Here is a 17,469-nt window from a genome sequence, read left to right on the forward strand (position 1 = left end):
TTAAGGCATGATTAAACACTATCTTTTCATGGCGGTTTCGCAAGTCTTTTTCTCTTTCTTTTTAGTGCTGTTTTTCATCTCCTCTATCGTGCTATTAATCAGTATTGCAAGCGTAACGCTCGTGATTAAAGTGAGCTTTTTGGATCTGGTGCAACTCTTTTTGTATTCCTTGCCTGGAACCATTTTTTTTATTTTGCCGATCACTTTTTTTGCGGCTTGCGCTTTAGGGCTTTCAAGGCTTAGCTATGACCATGAATTGTTGGTGTTTTTCTCTTTAGGGGTTTCGCCTAAAAAAATGACTAAAGCGTTTGTGCCTTTAAGTTTGTTAGTGAGCGCGATTTTATTGGTGTTTTCGCTTATTTTAATCCCCACTTCTAAGAGCGCTTATTACGGGTTTTTGCGTCAAAAAAAAGACAAGATTGATATTAACATCAGAGCGGGTGAGTTTGGGCAAAAATTAGGCGATTGGCTCGTGTATGTGGATAAAGCTGAGAACAATTCCTATGATAATTTAGTGCTTTTTTCCAATAAAAGCCTCTCTCAAGAAAGCTTCATTCTGGCTCAAAAAGGCAATATCAACAACCAAAACGGCGTGTTTGAATTGAATTTATACAGCGGGCATGCGTATTTCACTCAAGGCGATAAAATGCGTAAAGTGGATTTTGAAGAATTGCATTTGCGCAACAAGCTCAAGTCTTTCAATTCTAATGATGCGGCCTATTTGCAAGGCACGGATTATTTGGGTTATTGGAAAAAAGCCTTTGGTAAAAACGCTAATAAAAATCAAAAACGCCGTTTTTCTCAAGCGATTTTAGTTTCATTGTTCCCTTTAGCGAGCGTGTTTTTAATCCCCTTATTTGGCATCGCCAACCCACGATTCAAAACGAATTGGAGTTATTTTTATGTCCTTGGAGCGGTTGGGGTTTATTTTTTAATGGTGCATGTGATTTCTACGGATTTGTTTTTAATGACCTTTTTCTTCCCCTTTATTTGGGCGTTTGTCTCTTATTTGTTGTTTAGAAAATTCATTTTAAAGCGTTATTGAATGCGTTGTTTTAAGGCTACTATCGCTTATGATGGGGCGTATTTTTTAGGCTATGCCAAACAGCCCAACAAACTCGGCGTTCAAGATAAGATAGAGAGCGCTTTAAATGCGCTAGGGATTAAAAGCACAGTCATAGCGGCTGGGCGCACGGATAAAGGCGTGCATGCCAACAACCAGGTTTTGTCTTTTTACACTCAAAAACACTGGAATGCCGCTAAATTATTTTATCATCTAGCCCCTAAACTCGCCCCGCATGTTGTCTTAAAAAGGCTAGAAGAAAAAAACTTCCATGCGCGTTTTGACGCTCAAAAAAGAGCGTATCGTTACCTTTTGACGAAGAATTTAAAAACGCCTTTTTTAGCGCCTTATATCGCTTGTGGGGATTATGGCTCACTGGATGCATTAAACACCGCTTTAAAGCAATTCACAGGCAAGCATGATTTTTCCATGTTTAAAAAAGAAGGCGGGGCGATAACCAATCCTAAACGCGCTATTTTTAACGCTTTTGCTTATAAAACCTTTATCATAGGGCATGAGTGCGTGGTGTTTAAAATCATTGGCGATGCGTTTTTGCGCTCTAGCGTGCGTTTGATCGTTCAAGCGTGCGTCCAATACTCCTTAGAAAAAATCACGCTCGCTGAAATTCAAGCGCAAATCCACAACATCAAAGCCACTATAAGAACGCCCATAATGGCTAATGGCTTGTATTTGCACAGGGTGTATTATTGAAATCTCAAGAGATGCTCTTCCCAATCTAGAGCGCTTTTGATAATGGTGTCTAGGTTGTTATAAAGGGGTTTGAAGGTGGTATTTTGTAAGATTTTAGCGTTATTGGCAATAAGGCTTGCTGGATCGCCCTGTCGTTTGTCTAAAATTTCCACTAAAAAATCGTTGTTTGAGATTTCTTTAACCTTTTCTATCACTTCTTTCACGCTATGGCCTTGATTGTAGCCGACATTATAGATCTCGCTCTTATTTTTTTCTAAAAGGGTTTGATAGCTCGCTAAATGCGCACTAGCCAAATCATCTACATGGATATAATCCCTAATGCAAGTGCCATCTCTTGTGGGGTAGTTAGTGCCAAAAATCCCCATTTTTTTCCTTTTCCCCACCGCGCATTCGCATGCGATTTTGATCAAATGCGTGGCGTTGAGCGTGCGTTGGCCCAGCGTGTAAGGGGTGGAATAATCATTGTGCATGCATGCTCCAGCCACATTGAAATAGCGCAAAATAACGCATTTAAAATCCGCTATTTTAGAAGTGTCTGACAAAATCCTTTCGCTCATCATTTTAGACGCTCCATAAGGATTAATGGGGTTTAAGGGGCTTTCTTCATTCAAGCTAAAATCAGACTCGCCATAAACCACGGCCGTAGAAGAAAAAATAAAACGCTTGATCGCATGTTTTAAACAAAGTTTGACAAGCTCTAAAGTGTTGAGCGTGTTGTTGGTGTAGTATTCTAAAGGCAAGCGCATGGATTCTTCTACTGAGATTTTAGCCCCAAAGTGCAAGATAGCTTCAATGGGGTCTTTTAGCTGCTGTTTATTCAAAAATGCGTCCATTTTTTGCGTTTCATTCAAATTGGCTTGAACAAACACAACCCTATTAGGGTAGTAATGTTCTAACGCTTTGAGGTGCTCTAAAAAACCGGTGCTGAGATCATCTACAATAACGATGTTTTCTTTGGTCTTTTCTAAAAACGCCCTTGCGGTATGCGAGCCTATATACCCGCACGCCCCTGTGAATAATAATGCCATAAAAACCCCTTTTGAAATGAAAAAATAACGAGTATTATAACATCTTAATCCCATTTATTATTTAAGGATTTTTTAAGAAAGTTTAACCTATAATTTCATCTTTATTGGCTTTAAAGGGCTTATAGCTCAGGTGGTTAGAGCGCACCCCTGATAAGGGTGAGGTCGGAGGTTCAACTCCTCCTAAGCCCACCATTTTTACAACCTTTGGGGAATTAGCTCAGCTGGGAGAGCGCCTGCTTTGCACGCAGGAGGTCAGCGGTTCGATCCCGCTATTCTCCACCATTTTTTTCTCCTTGAATTTTTTCTTTTTATCAATCATGTTTAGTTGAGAAACCTAAACGATTAAATCGTCCTTGTTTAACACCACAAGTCTTTTAACTTAAAACTCTTTGATAAAAGATTAAGTTAAATTGAGATTTTTGGTTATAAAAATTCTTATTGCCACTCGTTAAGGCTTTATAGAAAATGTTAGAAACCCTTACAAAACAAGCTAATATATTCTATTCAATTTGCCTCAAGGACAAACAAACATGAAAAAACTTCTTTATACCATACTCGCGCTTCTTTTAATCGGCCTTTTAACAACCTACCTCATCCTTTTTACAGAATGGGGGAATAAAATCATCGCTTCGTATATAGAGAAAAAAATCAACCCAAACGAGCGCTACTTGAGCGTTAAAACCTTTAAGTTGAGGTTCAACTCTTTGGATTTTAAAGCTCAAGCCAACGATGATTCTGTTCTCATTCTTAAGGGGGATTTTTCACTTTTAAAGCAAAGCGTGGATTTGAATTACCATATAGATATTAAAAATTTACGCTCTTTCAAAGAATGGATACCCTACCCTTTAAGGGGGTCTGTTATCACTTCTGGGAATATCAAAGGGCATAGAAAAGCCCTCTTAATTCAAGGCATCTCTAATATCGCTCAATCCCACACTGCCTACAACGCCCTTTTAGATGATTTCAAGCTTTCTCACTTAAGTTTGAACGCAAAAGACGCCAATTTAGAAGATTTGCTTTATTTGTTCAACCGCCCCGCTTATGCGAACGCAAAAGTGTCCTTACAAGCGGATTTTAACTCTCTAAAGCCTTTAGAAGGGCATTTGATTCTAACAGCCAATAACGCTTTAATCAATAACGTCCTAATCAATCAAATCTTTCATTTAAACCTTAAAGACGCGCTTATCTTCAACCTCTCGCACTCAAGCGACTTTAAAGAGAACAAAGCCATCAGCGATACCACCCTAACTGGCCCTTTAGCCAATTTTACAGCCCTAAAAAGCGAATATCTTTTCTCTGCTTTAAAACTCAACGCCCCCTACACTTTAGAAATACCCAATCTAGCCAAACTCCCAAACATTACCAACCACCCCTTAAAAGGGAGTTTGACTTTAAAAGGCGCTATAGAGCAAAGCCCCAAACTCTTAAAAGTCAGCGGCCATTCAAATTTACTGGACGGCGCACTGGATTTCACGCTTTTAAATAAAGATTTGAAAGCCCGTTTTTCCAATATTTCCACTTTAAAAGCCTTAGATTTATTCAATTACCCTAAGTTTTTCCAATCCATTGCAGACGCTAATTTGGATTATGACCTTAGCGTTAAGCAAGGCGTATTGAAAGCCCGCCTAAAAAACGCAAGATTCCTTAAAAATTCATTCAGCGATTTCCTCTACTCCATTTCTAAATTTGATATTACTAAAGAAATTTATAACGATGCCAATCTAGTAAGCCAAATCAACCAGCAACGCCTGCTCTCCAATCTCAGCTTAAAAAGCCCCAAAACCCAATTGAAAATCCATAACGGCTTATTGGATTTAAACGCCAAGCAAATGGACATGCTCATGGATGCGGAAATTTTAAAATTCATTTTTAAAATGAAACTTCAAGGCAACATGCACCAGCCAAAATTTTCCCTTATTTTAAACGAAAAAGCCATCCAACAAAACCTGCAACAAGGCTTGAAAGAAATCCTAAAAAACGACACCATAAAAAAAGGTTTAGATCATTTGCTTAAAGATGATAAGCTCAAAGAAAAGCTTGAAAAAGGGCTTAAGGGGCTTTTTTAACCCTATTTTATAAGGATAGAAATGGTGCACATTTTAGTTAGCGGAGCGACTTCAGGATTTGGACTAGAAATCGCTAAGGCGTTTTTACAAAAAAACCATGTGGTTTTTGGCATAGGGAGACGAAAAGAGAATTTGCAAAAATTGCAACTCGCTTATCCCAAGCATTTCATTCCCCTGTGTTTTGATCTTAAAAACAAGCTTGAAACTAAGCGGGCGGTAGAAACTATTTTTTCCATGACGGATCATATTGATGCTTTAATCAATAACGCCGGCTTAGCGCTAGGCTTAAACAAGGCTTATGAATGCGAGCTAGACGATTGGGAAATCATGATAGACACGAATATCAAGGGGTTGTTATATCTCACTCGTTTGATCTTACCCTCTATGATAGAGCATAACCAAGGGACTATCATCAATCTTGGCTCTATCGCTGGCACTTACGCCTATCCTGGAGGGAATGTCTATGGAGCGAGCAAGGCGTTTGTGAAACAATTTTCTTTAAATTTGCGAGCGGATTTGGCTGGCACCAACATTAGAGTGAGCAATGTTGAACCCGGCTTGTGCGGCGAAACCGAATTCAGTATGGTGCGCTTTAAGGGCGATAAAATAAAAGCCCAATCTGTCTATGAAAACACCATTTACCTCAAACCACAAGATATTGCCAACATCGTGTTATGGATTTACGAACAACCCTTGCATGTCAATATCAACCGCATAGAAATCATGCCCATAAGCCAAACTTTCGCTCCCCTACCCACCCATAAAAACCCTTAAGGGGTTTTAAATAAATTTAAACTTTAACAACTTTTAATTTATCTTCAAAAAAAGGATTTTGGTTACTCTATTTTAAACTCATGATCTTAAGAGGATAGGAAGTGTTTTGAAACAATTCTCTCTAAATCCCCCCGATCCCCCAAAAGACCGCTTTTGAAAGCCGTTTGATCAAGCCTTATTCAAATTAAGCTTTGATCTTAAGCTGCTTGAGAAGATCGCATGCCCCTTTAGCGCCTAATTTACAGCCTTTTTTAAAGTTTTCTATGGCTTGCTTTTCATTCCTTGTTACGCCTTCGCCATTGTATTGCATGGCCCCTAAATTGAAACACCCTCCGCCGTTTTGCATCTCGCATGCTTTAGAATAACGATCGAGTGCCTCTTTAAAATTCTTCGCCACGCCATCGCCATGATGATACATATTCCCTGCGTTAAAGCACCCCTGGCTGTCTTTTAACCCGCAAGCTTTGTCATACGAAGCGAGCGCTTTTTTCAAATCTTTAGGTGCGCCTCTGCCTGCATCATACAAGCTCCCTAGTATTGTGCAACCGTCGCCATCGTTTAAATCGCAAGCTTTAGTAAAATATTCCACCGCTTTTTTAAAATCCCTAGTTACCACTTTACCATCATGATAAATCCCCCCTAAGCTCGCGCACCCTTCAGCGTATTTCAAATCGCACGCTTTAGAATAGTATTGTAGGGCTTTATTGGTGTTTTGGGACACGCCTTGCCCGCTGTAATATAAATTCCCTAGCAAATGACACCCATTGCTGTAATCTAAATCGCAAGCTTTAGCGTAAAATGAAGCGGCTTTTTTCAAGTTCTTTTCCACCCCTTGGCCTTGATAATAAAGCACCCCTAAATTAAAACACCCGCTATTTTCTTTCAAATCGCAAGCTTTTTCAAAATATTTCTTAGCTTGAGTGAAATTTTGCTCTTTGTAGCTCTTTGCCCCCAAACCTACAAGCTCTTTAGGGTCTTGCTCTGCCATTAGCCCCCCTAAACACAACGCACCCAAACACAAAACCCTAAAAAGGGATTTTTTGAAATTTTCCAACATGATGTATCTCCTTATTAAAAATTTTATTATAGTGTTATTAAGCAAATACAAAATGCCATGATCTCTTTGTTATCTTAAAGCTAACGATCGCTTACAAATTTCTGTGATTTTATCCCACTCTTTGTTTTGGATCAAATTTTTAGGGGTAAGCCAGCTCCCTCCCACGCACAAAACATTTTCTAAATTTAAATAAGAACGCATGTTATCTGCGCTAATCCCCCCAGTGGGGCAAAATTTCACCCCTTTAAAAGGGCCATTAAAAGCGTTTAAAAGCTTAACGCCCCCGCAATACTCTGCCGGGAAAAATTTTAAAGCGCTATAGCCCAATTCTAAGGCTTGCATGACTTCACTACTGCTAGAAACCCCGGGTATTAGGGGCATGTCTTTTTTCTTTGCGTGTTCTAAAAGCTCTATCGTAAGACCCGGGCTAATCAAAAACTCTGCCCCCCTATTTTGAGCTTGCTCTAATTGGGTGGGATTTAAAATCGTGCCAGCGCCCACGCGCATTTTTGGCACATTCTTAGCGATAAGCTCTATGGCCTCTAAAGCGCAACTGGAGCGCAAAGTAACTTCTATGATTTGAATACCCCCCTCTACTAGGCTTTGCGCTAAAGACACAGCGTCTTTTATATCCTCAATCACTACCACAGGGACAATGGGGCTAATTTGTAAAACCTCTATTATTTTATCTTGCATTTTATCTCCTTTATATTTTTATGCCTTTATGCCAAAACTCATGCCACCCTCTTCAGCCGTATTGACATTCAATCTCAAACTCGTAAATAATTCCCTACCCAACCCAAAACTCGGCTTTTCTAAATTTTCTAAGGTTTCTAAAAACAAGGGGTTGATGCCTCTATTGTCAAAATCCTTTTCAAGCACATTCAAAGCGTTATTAGGAGCGTCTAATTCTATCAAATCGCCATCTTTAATCTTAATGATCGCCCCGTTTAACGCTCCCTCAGGGCTTAAATGGATCGCACTAGGCACTTTCCCGCTCGCCCCGCTCATGCGCCCATCCGTAACCAGCGCGACCTTATAGCCCATATCCTGCAAAGCCCCTAAATTCGTGGTGAGTTTGTGCAATTCTGGCATGCCGTTAGACTTAGGCCCTTGGAAAGGCAAAACAGCCACAAAGTCCCTTTCTAATTCTTTATTTTTAAAGCGTTCTAAAAATTCGCTTTGGGTTTTAAAAACAATCGCTCTGGCTTTGACTTTCCTGTGCTCATCTTTAATGGCTGAGATTTTAATCACGGCCCGCCCTAAATTACCCTTTAAGATTTTAAGCCCCCCATTAGCGGCAAAAGGCTCGCTAACAGGGCGTAAAATGTCCGTATTCAAGCTATGATTGACAGCGTCTTTATACACCAATTGGTCGTTTTCTAAAAAGGGGGTTTTGGTGTAATTTTGCATGCCTTTTTGCGTTTTTGTATCCATAATGGTATGCACATCTTCAAATAAAAGCCCCTCTTTTAGCAATTCTTTGATCACAAACGCTAAGCCCCCACACGCTTCAAAAGCATTCACATCCGCTGATCCGTTAGGATAGACTTTAGCTAAAAGGGGTATGAGATTAGAGACGGCGTCAAAATCGTCCCAATTGAGAATCACCCCACAAGATCTAGCGATAGCGATCAAATGCAAAGTGTGGTTAGTAGAACCTCCGGTTGCCATTAAGCCTATAAGAGCGTTAAGAATGCTTTTTTCATCAATGAGTTTGGCTAAAGGCAGGACTTTCCCGCTCGCTAATCTTTTCGCGCTCTCTTCTACTAAAACCTTCCGTAAGGGGTTGTTAGGGTTGATAAAGCTAGAATTAGCCACATGCAACCCCATAAACTCCATCATCATTTGATTAGAATTGGCCGTGCCATAAAAAGTGCAAGTGCCCACATCATGATAGCTTTGCATTTCCACTTTTAAAAGCTCTTCTCTGTTGATCTTTGCCATTGCAAAATCCTGGCGCGCTTTGGCTTTTTTATAATTTTCTATCCCGCTCACCATAGGCCCGCTTGGCACAAACACGCTCGCTAAATTCCCAAAGCTTAACGCTCCTATGAGCAAGCCTGGCACGATTTTATCGCACACGCCCAAAAAAAACGCCCCGTCAAAAACATTATGGCTTAACCCCACGGCGGTGCTTAAGGCGATCACATCTCTGCTGAATAAGCTCAATTCCATGCCATCATAACCTTGCGTGATACCATCACACATCGCTGGCACCCCACTAGCGACGCTCGCATAAGCGTTATGCTCTTGCAATTCTTTTTTAATCCAATCAGGGTAATTTTTAAAAGGTTGGTGGGCTGAAAGCATGTCATTATAAGCCGTGATAATCGCAAAATGCTTTCTTTTATGCGAACCTAAAGGCATTTTCAAATGCTCTGGCATGCTCGCTGTAACATGCGCAATATTCGCGCAACCCAAGCTCTCAATCTTGGGCTGGTTTTTAGGGTTAAAGATATTTTCTAAATAAAGCTCTCTGGTTTTTTTGCTACGCTCTGTAATTTTTTCTTTGATTTGTTCTAAAGAATGCTTAGGCATGAACACCCCTTTAATTAAGATTTAATATATAATAATAACTCAAAAACACTCTAAAAGGGTTATTGATGTTAGATTTTGATTTGGTTCTTTTTGGCGCGACTGGGGATTTAGCCATGCGAAAGCTCTTTGTTTCGCTCTATGAAATTTATACCCATTATGGTTTTAAAAAAGATTCTAAGATTATCGCATCTGGGCGTAAGGAGCTATCCAATGAAGAATTTTTAGCGCTCCTTTGCGAAAAGACGCAACTGCATTCAAGAAAAAAGGGTAGGGAATTTTTAGCCCATATCAGTTATTTTTGCGTTCGTTTGGATAACCCTAAAGACTTTGAAGGATTGAGTAAAATCGCTACAAAAAATAAACCCTTGATTTTCTACTTTTCTATCTCCCCTAGTTTTTTTGCAACGACCGCTCAACATCTCGCCAAAAACGCGCTCAATCACGCCAATGCGCGCTTGATTTTAGAAAAGCCTTTAGGGCATGATTTAAAGACTTGTAAGGAGATTTTCCAAAGCATTAGCGCTTTTTTTAAAGAAGAACAGATCTTTAGAATCGATCATTATTTAGGGAAAAAGGGCGTTCAAAATATCCTTGAATTGCGCTTGAATAACCCTATCTTAAACATTTTATGGGATCAAATCAGCGCGGTTGAAATCTGCGTGTATGAGACTTTAGGGGTGGAAGAAAGAGGCGAATTTTACGATAAAATCGGGGCTTTAAGGGATATGGTTCAAAACCATCTCTTGCAAGTTTTATCCCTTATCGCTACAGATTTACCCAACGATTTAAAGGATTTGAGGAAAGAAAAAATCAAAGTTTTAAAAACCTTACAACCCCCAAAAGATTTTAAAAAACAAGTGATTCGGGCCCAATATCAAGGCTATAGAGATGAAAATAAGGTCCATAAAGAGAGCCAGACAGAAACTTTTATCGCTATTAAAGCCTTTTTGGATACGCCTAAATTTAAAGGCGTGCCTTTCTACCTTAAACACGCTAAAAAAATGCCCCACAACCAAGCGAGCGTGAAAATCCATTTTAATGCAGTCAATACGCTAGAATTTTTCCTCTCTCAAGATAAAATCACTCTCACCCTACAAGATCATCAAAACCCCCTTATTTTAGAAACCCACCACAAACAAGAATTTTTGCAGCCCTACGCTAAATTGCTCTATGATGCGATACAAAATAACCACAATAATTTCGCCCACCAGTTGGAATTGGAAGCGTCATGGGTTTTTATTGACACGCTCATAGAAGGTTTTATGAATAACGCCACGCCCTTACATTCCTATGAAAGCCACAATCTAAACGAATCCGAATTTTTAAAACCACTCTATCAATGAAAGGGATTTCATGGGTTATCAATTGTTTGAATTTGAAAATTTGAAAGATTGCCACAAGGCTTTAACAGAGCGTTTTAAAGAATTTTTTAACACCGCCTTAAAAAAGCACCATCAAGTTTCTATCGCTTTTTCTGGAGGCCGTTCGCCCATTGGTTTGTTGCAAAAATTGAGCGTTTTAGATCTCAAATGGCATGCGTGTTTAGTCAGTTTGGTGGATGAGCGCATTATAGACACAAATCATGATGATAGCAACACCAAATTATTGCACGACTACTTGTTGCAAAATAACGCCTTAAAAGCTTCTTTCATCCCGCTTTTGCCTGAAAAGATTTCTAACGATACAAACGCGCTTTTTAATTTTGCTAACCAGCATTTCAAACAGCCCCATTTAGCCATTTTGGGCATGGGGACTGACGGGCATACGGCTAGCCTTTTTCCTGAAACGAGCGCTTTTTTAAACGAAGAAAAAGAAAATATCGTCTTAGTTAAGCCAGCTAACGCTCCTTATGAGCGCTTGAGCATGTCTATTAACGCCTTAGAAAATTGCGAAAAACTTTTTTTAAGCATTAGCGGAGCGCAAAAAAGGGGAGTTTTAGAAAACGCTTTAAAAGAAAACGCTCCCTATTCTCTGCCGATTGCTCGGATTTTACATTCTCAAAAAGTTACCACGGAGGTGTTTTATGCCAAAAACTGAAACTTACCCAAGACTATTAGCCGATATTGGTGGCACGAACGCGCGCTTTGGTTTAGAAGTCGCCCCACGACAGATTGAATGCATTGAAGTCTTGCCATGCAAAGATTTTGAAAGCTTGAGCGATGCGGTGCGATTTTATCTTTCTAAATGCAAAGAAAGCCTTAAACTGCACCCTATTTATGGCTCTTTTGCGGTGGCTACGCCCATTATGGGGGATTTTGTCCAAATGACTAACAACCATTGGACTTTTTCTATTGAAACGACACGGCAATGTTTGGATTTAAAAAAATTGCTTGTCATCAACGATTTTGTCGCGCAAGCCTATGCCATTAGCGCGATGCAAGAAAACGATCTGGCTCAAATAGGCGGGATTAAATGTGAAATCAACGCTCCTAAAGCGATTTTAGGGCCAGGAACTGGGCTTGGGGTAAGCACTCTTATCCAAAACAGCGATGGCTCTTTAAAAGTCTTGCCCGGTGAAGGGGGGCATGTGAGCTTCGCCCCTTTTGATGATTTAGAAATTTTAGTGTGGCAATACGCCCGCTCTAAATTCAATCATGTGAGCGCGGAAAGGTTTTTGAGCGGGAGCGGTTTGGTGTTGATTTATGAAGCCCTGTCTAAGCGCAAAGGCTTAGAAAAAATGGCGAAGTTAAGCAAGGCTGAATTAACCCCACAAATCATTAGCGAACGCGCTTTGAATGGGGATTACCCTATATGCCGATTGACTTTGGATACTTTTTGCTCCATGCTAGGCACGCTCGCTGCTGATGTGGCTCTCACTTTGGGGGCTAGAGGGGGCGTGTATTTGTGTGGGGGGATTATCCCGCGATTCATTGATTATTTTAAAACTTCGCCCTTTAGAGCGCGTTTTGAAACGAAAGGGCGCATGGGAGCGTTTCTCGCTTCTATCCCTGTGCATGTCGTGCTGAAAAAAACTCCGGGACTTGATGGGGCGGGCATTGCATTAGAGAATTATTTACTGCATGATAAGATATAGCAGTATTAAGAATAGGAGCGGCTTATACAAGGGGTGTGTTTAAGTGCACCAAACAACGATACCATATAACCAACAATTATAAAATTAGTTAAACCTATAAAAACATAAGCAAACCATAAAAACGATACAATAGCGACACTTTAATCAAACAAGGAGTTTTAATGAGAGTTCAATCTAAAGGTTTTGCTATTTTTTCTAAAGACGGGCATTTCAAACCCCATGATTTTAGCCGCCATGCTGTAGGCCCTAAAGATGTGTTGATTGACATTCTTTATGCAGGGATTTGCCATAGCGATATTCATAGCGCTTATAGCGAATGGAAAGAAGGCATTTATCCTATGATTCCTGGGCATGAAATTGCTGGGGTCATCAAAGAAGTGGGTAAGGAAGTTAAGAAATTTAAAATTGGCGATGCGGTGGGCGTGGGCTGTTTTGTCAATTCATGCAAAGCGTGTAAGCCTTGTAAAGAACACCAAGAGCAATTTTGCGCCAAAACGGTATTCACTTACGATTGTTTGGATTATTTCCATGACAACGAACCCCACATGGGCGGATACTCTAACAATATTGTCGTGGATGAAAACTATGTGATTAGCGTGGATAAAAACGCTCCTTTAGAAAAAGTAGCCCCCTTGCTTTGCGCGGGCATCACCACTTATTCGCCCTTAAAATTTTCTAAGGTTACTAAAGGCACAAAAGTTGGCGTCGCTGGGTTTGGTGGGCTAGGAAGCATGGCGGTTAAATACGCTGTGGCTATGGGGGCTGAAGTGAGCGTTTTTGCAAGAAATGAACACAAAAAACAAAACGCTTTAAGCATGGGGGTTAAACATTTCTACACTGACCCTAAACAATGCAAAGAAGAATTGGATTTTATCATTTCAACCATTCCTACCCATTATGATTTAAAAGACTACCTCAAGCTCTTAACTTATAATGGCGATCTAGCCCTTGTGGGGCTCCCCCCTGCAGAAGTCGCTCCAGTGCTTAGCGTTTTTGATTTTATCTTTTTAGGCAATCGCAAGGTTTATGGCTCATTGATTGGGGGCATTAAAGAAACCCAAGAGATGATGGATTTTTCTGTCAAACACAATATTTACCCTGAAATAGATTTGATTTTAGGCAAGGATATTGACACCGCCTATCATAACCTAACCCATGGGAAAGCGAAATTCCGCTATGTGATTGATATGAAAAAATCGTTTGATTAAAGGCTTTGGCTCTGGCTCTTTTTTAAGAGCTTGAGTAGGATTTTTTTAACAATCCCATGAAGCCCTAGGATTTTAAGGGTTTTACTAATAAGACTCTTAAGCGGTATGAGAATGCAGTATTTAAATAGTCTTCGCCTTGCGTTTTTGGGAGTCTCATGAATATGTAAAGAATAATGATTTAAAAATGTCTTAAAAGCGTCATGGGCGATCTGCTCTTCAGTCTTCCATAAAGGGAAGTAGTAATGGTAAGCGATAATGCTATGGTAGTAGTGCCATTTTTCGCTGCTTATCTCCCCACCTCCTGTAATCAAATAAGACCAATCGCTCATAAATGGGGTTTTAGCCAAAGCGTTCAGCCACAAATCCGCTTTTAAACCAAAAGGATATGTCCAAGGTTTTATTTGAAAATAAGGATGAGAGTCGTATTGTATAACGATAGGTTCTCTTAAGGCTTGTTTAATGGTGTTATGATAAATTGCATTGACCACACCCCTTAAATGCTCTTCAGAAAGACGATAATAGTGTGGGAAAATGCAATACTCTATTTTTAATGGTGCGATCTTTGATCGACAAAATTCTGTTAATTGCGGTTCTTTATCTATTTTTTGTGTGCGCATGGTTTCTAATATTTTTTTACAAAATTGATTTTTTCGCTGGTAAGTTAAGTTGCAATAAAAAAAGCCTTCATATGGGTATATTTTGTCATAAACCCCATAAAAATAATTCTCATCATCTTCTTTAATGTTTAAGAAATCAGCGCTAAATTCATTGCAAAAGATGACATCCACATCGCTCCACACCATTTTGGAATATTTGGGGAACAAATCCGCCAAAAAATACTTCACTAACACCATTTTAGAAAAACGCTTGGTGAAATCCTCATCAAAAGGGTTAGGGATAGTGTCTAAAAAAGGTTCAATGTCTTTCACTTCTAAAGCAGCAAATTCTTTAAAAGGCTCTGCGATTTGGTGGAGCTTTGCTTTATCTTCTCCATTCAAGCCTACCGCTAAAGCGTATAGGGTGTAACGAATTTTTTTATTGGCTTTAGCGATGCTTTCTAGCAAGGAATAAATGCATGTGCCCGCAGGAATGAGGTAATTCTTATCAAAAGCAAAAGCGATAGGGATATGAAAATCTTGTTCTTTAAGAGAATGGCTTGAATCTGAAGTCATAAAAATTAAACGCCCTTTTTTGAAGCTATTTTATCCAAAAAAACCAAACTTGAAAGGGTTCTGTTTTTAGTTTTTATGTTGTTTTTAATGAAAATTAATAAATTAATTAAAGAAAGGTTTTAACCCCTTTACTCTAGCTCTTTTTTAAGAGCTTGAGTAGGATTTTTTTAACAATCCCATGAAGCCCTAAAACTCTAAGGATCTTACTAACCACCCTTTTAGCTAACGCTTTAGGCATAAAAAACCCAAAGTAAATAAGCTTATTGAAAAATTTTTTCACCAAACCACAAGTTAATCCAAAAACTCTTGAATGGATTTTCCTTTCTTTAAACACAACAAGCAAATACGATTTGAAAAACAAATACGGAGCCTTAAAAAGAATTTCTTTTGAAGGCGCTGTTGAAGAAAAATAATGTTGTTGAGCCATTTTTGTGGTGTAAAAGCTCTCATTGGTGTGCATTTTTTTAGTGTAATCGCTCATAAATGGGGTTTTAGCCAAAGCGTTCAGCCACAAATCCGCTTTTAAACCAAAAGGGTAATCCCAAGGCTTCACCGCCCCCCACCAAGCGTCATAGTGGATAATGGTAGGGTTTTTGAGCGCCTCTAAAATGGTTTTCTTGTAATTCTCGTTTAAATACGCGTTAGAAAAATCTTTAATGGTGTAATAGAAAGGGAAAATGCAATACTCAATCCCTAAAGCTTGCATGTTAGGCCAACACCATTTCGTAAAATCCAACTCCTCTGTAGTCTCATTCCCCTTTAAAAGATCATGCATTCTTAAGGTGAAATTTTTCTTGCGCTGGTAATCTAAATTACAGAACAAAAACCCTTCCATCATGTGGTGCTTTTCAACTTCTAAAACCCCATAAAAATAATTCTCATCATCTTCTTTAATGTTTAAGAAATCAGCGCTAAATTCATTGCAAAAGATGACATCCACATCGCTCCACACCATTTTGGAATATTTGGGGAACAAATCCGCCAAAAAATACTTCACTAACACCATTTTAGAAAAACGCTTGGTGAAATCCTCATCAAAAGGGTTAGGGATAGTGTCTAAAAAAGGTTCAATGTCTTTCACTTCTAAAGCAGCAAATTCTTTAAAAGGCTCTGCGATTTGGTGGAGCTTTGCTTTATCTTCTCCATTCAAGCCTACCGCTAAAGCGTATAGGGTGTAACGAATTTTTTTATTGGCTTTAGCGATGCTTTCTAGCAAGGAATAAATGCATGTGCCCGCAGGAATGAGGTAATTCTTATCAAAAGCAAAAGCGATAGGGATATGAAAATCTTGTTCTTTAAGAGAATGGCTTGAATCTGAAGTCATAAAAATTAAACGCCCTTTTTTGAAGCTATTTTATCCAAAAAAACCAAACTTGAAAGGGTTCTGTTTTTAGTTTTTATGTTGTTTTTAATGAAAATTAATTTAAAATCGTATCTTGCCTTTAAGCGTTGCTATTTTAAATGCTGCAATTTTAAAAGATGATGAAAGGGGCTGTATTCTCATTTGATTTTCTTAAAAAAATCTCTTTGCGCGTTGTTATTTTCAGGTTTTTTAACACCACCCTTAATAAAAGCGGCCAGTTTTGTCTATGACTTGAAGTTTATGAGCTTTAATTTCAATTTAGTGGCCCCAGCCAACAACCCCTATTGGAATAGCCTAACCAAAATGCAAGGGCGTCTCATGCCTCAAATTGGCGTTCAATTAGACAAAAGACAGGCCTTGATGTTTGGAGCGTGGTTCATTCAAAATTTGCACACGCATTATAGTTATTTCCCTTATTCATGGGGGGTTACGATGTATTACCAATACATAGGGAAAAATTTGAGATTTTTTTTAGGCATTGTGCCACGAAGCTATCAAATAGGGCATTACCCTTTAAGCGCTTTTAAAAAACTTTTTTGGTTTATAGACCCTACTTTTAGGGGAGGAGCGTTCCAATTCAAACCGGCTTATGATCCTAATCGCTGGTGGAACGGGTGGTTTGAGGGCGTTGTTGATTGGTATGGGGGGCGTAATTGGAACAACCAACCCAAAAAGAAAAATTACGATTTTGATCAATTCTTGTATTTTGCTTCTTCAGAATTTCAGTTTCTTAAAGGGTATTTAGGTTTAGGGGGACAACTTGTCATTTTTCATAACGCTAACTCTCATAGCATGGGAGATAACTACCCTTATGGCGGAAATTCCTACTTAAAACCAGGCGATGCAACCCCACAATGGCCTAATGGCTACCCCTATTTCAGTCAAAAAAATAACCCACAAGGCGGAGAAATAGGGAAATACTCTAACCCCACTATTTTAGATAGAGTCTATTACCACGCTTATCTTAAAGCGGATTTTAAAAATCTCATGCCTTATATGGATAATATTTTTATGACTTTCGGCACGCAGTCGTCTCAAACCCATTATTGCGTGCGTTATGCTAGCGAGTGTAAAAACGCCCGATTTTATAACAGCTTTGGGGGGGAATTTTACGCTCAAGCGCAATACAAGGGCTTTGGGATTTTTAACAGATACTATTTTTCCAACAAACCCCAAATGCACTTTTATGCCACTTATGGCCAATCCCTTTATACCGGGTTGCCATGGTATAGAGCCCCTAATTTTGACATGATAGGGCTTTATTATGTTTATAAAAATAAATGGGTGAGCGTGCGAGCGGATGCGTTTTTTAACTTTTTAGGTGGGGGCGATGGGTATCATTTGTATGGGAAAGGGGGCAAGTGGATCACCACTTATCAGCAATTCTTAACCCTAACCATAGACACACGAGAGTTAATTGATTTTGTCAAATCTAAAACCTCTAAATAACCA

General features: G+C 39.3%; 15 protein-coding genes and 2 tRNA genes. 11 read left to right on the forward strand and 6 right to left on the reverse strand.

The genetic code is table 11. The features are described from left to right. The first annotated feature begins 7 nt into the window (after positions 1–7). A complete protein-coding gene (locus HPSH112_RS05325) occupies positions 8–1,045 on the forward strand; it encodes an LptF/LptG family permease (RefSeq protein WP_000589914.1) in 1,038 nt (345 codons plus the stop codon). Next, entirely contained in the window at positions 1,046–1,774 is a 729-nt protein-coding gene (gene truA, locus HPSH112_RS05330; protein WP_001203291.1) for a tRNA pseudouridine(38-40) synthase TruA, read from the forward strand. Here the strand turns inward: truA and galE are convergent. Further along, positions 1,768–2,802, reverse strand: a complete 1,035-nt coding sequence (galE, locus tag HPSH112_RS05335) for a UDP-glucose 4-epimerase GalE (RefSeq protein WP_001196150.1) — start codon at positions 2,800–2,802, stop codon at positions 1,768–1,770. The genes truA and galE overlap by 7 nt on opposite strands. Positions 2,803–2,917: 115 nt before the next feature. On the opposite strand from galE, the gene HPSH112_RS05340 reads away from it, so the two are divergent. The 4 genes from HPSH112_RS05340 to HPSH112_RS05355 all read left to right on the forward strand — a co-directional run bounded on the left by HPSH112_RS05340 (position 2,918) and on the right by HPSH112_RS05355 (position 5,642). Further along, positions 2,918–2,994 (forward strand) — tRNA-Ile (locus HPSH112_RS05340). A 14-nt stretch (positions 2,995–3,008) separates the two neighbouring features. Next, positions 3,009–3,084, forward strand: a tRNA-Ala gene (locus HPSH112_RS05345). 248 nt (positions 3,085–3,332) lie between these two features. Next, positions 3,333–4,868, forward strand: coding sequence for a hypothetical protein (locus HPSH112_RS05350; RefSeq protein ID WP_000735677.1), 1,536 nt, complete (start codon positions 3,333–3,335; stop codon positions 4,866–4,868). A 21-nt stretch (positions 4,869–4,889) separates the two neighbouring features. Further along, on the forward strand, positions 4,890–5,642 hold the full coding sequence (locus HPSH112_RS05355) for an SDR family oxidoreductase (protein WP_000233397.1): 753 nt from the start codon (positions 4,890–4,892) through the stop codon (positions 5,640–5,642). 184 nt (positions 5,643–5,826) lie between these two features. Here HPSH112_RS05355 and hcpC read toward each other — a convergent pair whose 3' ends face one another. From hcpC to edd, 3 genes are all read right to left on the reverse strand, one after another. Further along, positions 5,827–6,699, reverse strand: a complete 873-nt coding sequence (hcpC, locus tag HPSH112_RS05360; RefSeq protein WP_000892214.1) for a Sel1-like repeat protein HcpC — start codon at positions 6,697–6,699, stop codon at positions 5,827–5,829. Between the two features lie 69 nt (positions 6,700–6,768). Next, entirely contained in the window at positions 6,769–7,395 is a 627-nt protein-coding gene (locus tag HPSH112_RS05365) for a bifunctional 4-hydroxy-2-oxoglutarate aldolase/2-dehydro-3-deoxy-phosphogluconate aldolase (RefSeq protein ID WP_001152792.1), read from the reverse strand. Between the two features lie 18 nt (positions 7,396–7,413). Beyond that, entirely contained in the window at positions 7,414–9,240 is a 1,827-nt protein-coding gene (edd, locus tag HPSH112_RS05370) for a phosphogluconate dehydratase (protein WP_001124058.1), read from the reverse strand. Between the two features lie 65 nt (positions 9,241–9,305). Between edd and HPSH112_RS05375 the strand changes: the two genes are divergently transcribed. The 4 genes from HPSH112_RS05375 to HPSH112_RS05390 all read left to right on the forward strand — a co-directional run bounded on the left by HPSH112_RS05375 (position 9,306) and on the right by HPSH112_RS05390 (position 13,482). Beyond that, positions 9,306–10,583 carry a glucose-6-phosphate dehydrogenase gene (locus HPSH112_RS05375; RefSeq protein WP_000883585.1) on the forward strand — a complete coding sequence of 426 codons (1,278 nt, stop codon included), beginning with the start codon at positions 9,306–9,308 and terminating at the stop codon, positions 10,581–10,583. Between the two features lie 10 nt (positions 10,584–10,593). After that, complete coding sequence (gene pgl / locus HPSH112_RS05380) at positions 10,594–11,277, forward strand: 6-phosphogluconolactonase (protein ID WP_000542223.1); 684 nt, start codon at positions 10,594–10,596, stop codon at positions 11,275–11,277. Next, the gene (locus tag HPSH112_RS05385; protein WP_001126858.1) at positions 11,264–12,274 is read left to right on the forward strand and encodes a glucokinase; all 1,011 of its coding nucleotides are present in this window, start codon (positions 11,264–11,266) and stop codon (positions 12,272–12,274) included. The genes pgl and HPSH112_RS05385 overlap by 14 nt, the downstream gene beginning before the upstream one ends. Before the next feature lie 161 nt (positions 12,275–12,435). Next, complete coding sequence (locus HPSH112_RS05390) at positions 12,436–13,482, forward strand: NAD(P)-dependent alcohol dehydrogenase (protein ID WP_001265957.1); 1,047 nt, start codon at positions 12,436–12,438, stop codon at positions 13,480–13,482. On the opposite strand, the gene HPSH112_RS05395 is transcribed toward HPSH112_RS05390, so the two are convergent. Together HPSH112_RS05395 and HPSH112_RS05400 are read right to left on the reverse strand one after the other, a co-directional pair. Continuing rightward, positions 13,479–14,654 (reverse strand): glycosyltransferase, encoded by a 1,176-nt coding sequence (locus tag HPSH112_RS05395; protein ID WP_000199936.1) that lies wholly within the window; start codon positions 14,652–14,654, stop codon positions 13,479–13,481. The genes HPSH112_RS05390 and HPSH112_RS05395 overlap by 4 nt on opposite strands. Positions 14,655–14,787: 133 nt before the next feature. Next, positions 14,788–15,978, reverse strand: coding sequence for a glycosyltransferase family 8 protein (locus tag HPSH112_RS05400; RefSeq protein ID WP_000199935.1), 1,191 nt, complete (start codon positions 15,976–15,978; stop codon positions 14,788–14,790). A gap of 180 nt (positions 15,979–16,158) precedes the next feature. Here HPSH112_RS05400 and HPSH112_RS05405 point away from each other — a divergent pair, with 180 nt between their 5' ends. Beyond that, a complete protein-coding gene (locus tag HPSH112_RS05405) occupies positions 16,159–17,466 on the forward strand; it encodes a hypothetical protein (protein ID WP_000576545.1) in 1,308 nt (435 codons plus the stop codon). Positions 17,467–17,469 lie beyond the last annotated feature (3 nt).

The organism is Helicobacter pylori Shi112 (assembly GCF_000277405.1).
GTDB classification, from domain to species: domain Bacteria; phylum Campylobacterota; class Campylobacteria; order Campylobacterales; family Helicobacteraceae; genus Helicobacter; species Helicobacter pylori_C.

Excerpts from the sequence above, each read along its gene's own strand:
- edd (WP_001124058.1), bottom strand. The coding sequence starts at position 9,240 with ATGCCTAAGCATTCTTTAGAACAAATCAAAGAAAAAATTACAGAGCGT.
- HPSH112_RS05375 (WP_000883585.1), top strand. The coding sequence starts at position 9,306 with ATGTTAGATTTTGATTTGGTTCTTTTTGGCGCGACTGGGGATTTAGCC.
- hcpC (WP_000892214.1), bottom strand. The coding sequence starts at position 6,699 with ATGTTGGAAAATTTCAAAAAATCCCTTTTTAGGGTTTTGTGTTTGGGT.
- HPSH112_RS05400 (WP_000199935.1), bottom strand. The coding sequence starts at position 15,978 with ATGACTTCAGATTCAAGCCATTCTCTTAAAGAACAAGATTTTCATATC.
- HPSH112_RS05395 (WP_000199936.1), bottom strand. The coding sequence starts at position 14,654 with ATGACTTCAGATTCAAGCCATTCTCTTAAAGAACAAGATTTTCATATC.
- pgl (WP_000542223.1), top strand. The coding sequence starts at position 10,594 with ATGGGTTATCAATTGTTTGAATTTGAAAATTTGAAAGATTGCCACAAG.
- galE (WP_001196150.1), bottom strand. The coding sequence starts at position 2,802 with ATGGCATTATTATTCACAGGGGCGTGCGGGTATATAGGCTCGCATACC.
- HPSH112_RS05365 (WP_001152792.1), bottom strand. The coding sequence starts at position 7,395 with ATGCAAGATAAAATAATAGAGGTTTTACAAATTAGCCCCATTGTCCCT.
- HPSH112_RS05325 (WP_000589914.1), top strand. The coding sequence starts at position 8 with ATGATTAAACACTATCTTTTCATGGCGGTTTCGCAAGTCTTTTTCTCT.
- HPSH112_RS05385 (WP_001126858.1), top strand. The coding sequence starts at position 11,264 with ATGCCAAAAACTGAAACTTACCCAAGACTATTAGCCGATATTGGTGGC.
- truA (WP_001203291.1), top strand. The coding sequence starts at position 1,046 with ATGCGTTGTTTTAAGGCTACTATCGCTTATGATGGGGCGTATTTTTTA.
- HPSH112_RS05355 (WP_000233397.1), top strand. The coding sequence starts at position 4,890 with ATGGTGCACATTTTAGTTAGCGGAGCGACTTCAGGATTTGGACTAGAA.
- HPSH112_RS05390 (WP_001265957.1), top strand. The coding sequence starts at position 12,436 with ATGAGAGTTCAATCTAAAGGTTTTGCTATTTTTTCTAAAGACGGGCAT.
- HPSH112_RS05350 (WP_000735677.1), top strand. The coding sequence starts at position 3,333 with ATGAAAAAACTTCTTTATACCATACTCGCGCTTCTTTTAATCGGCCTT.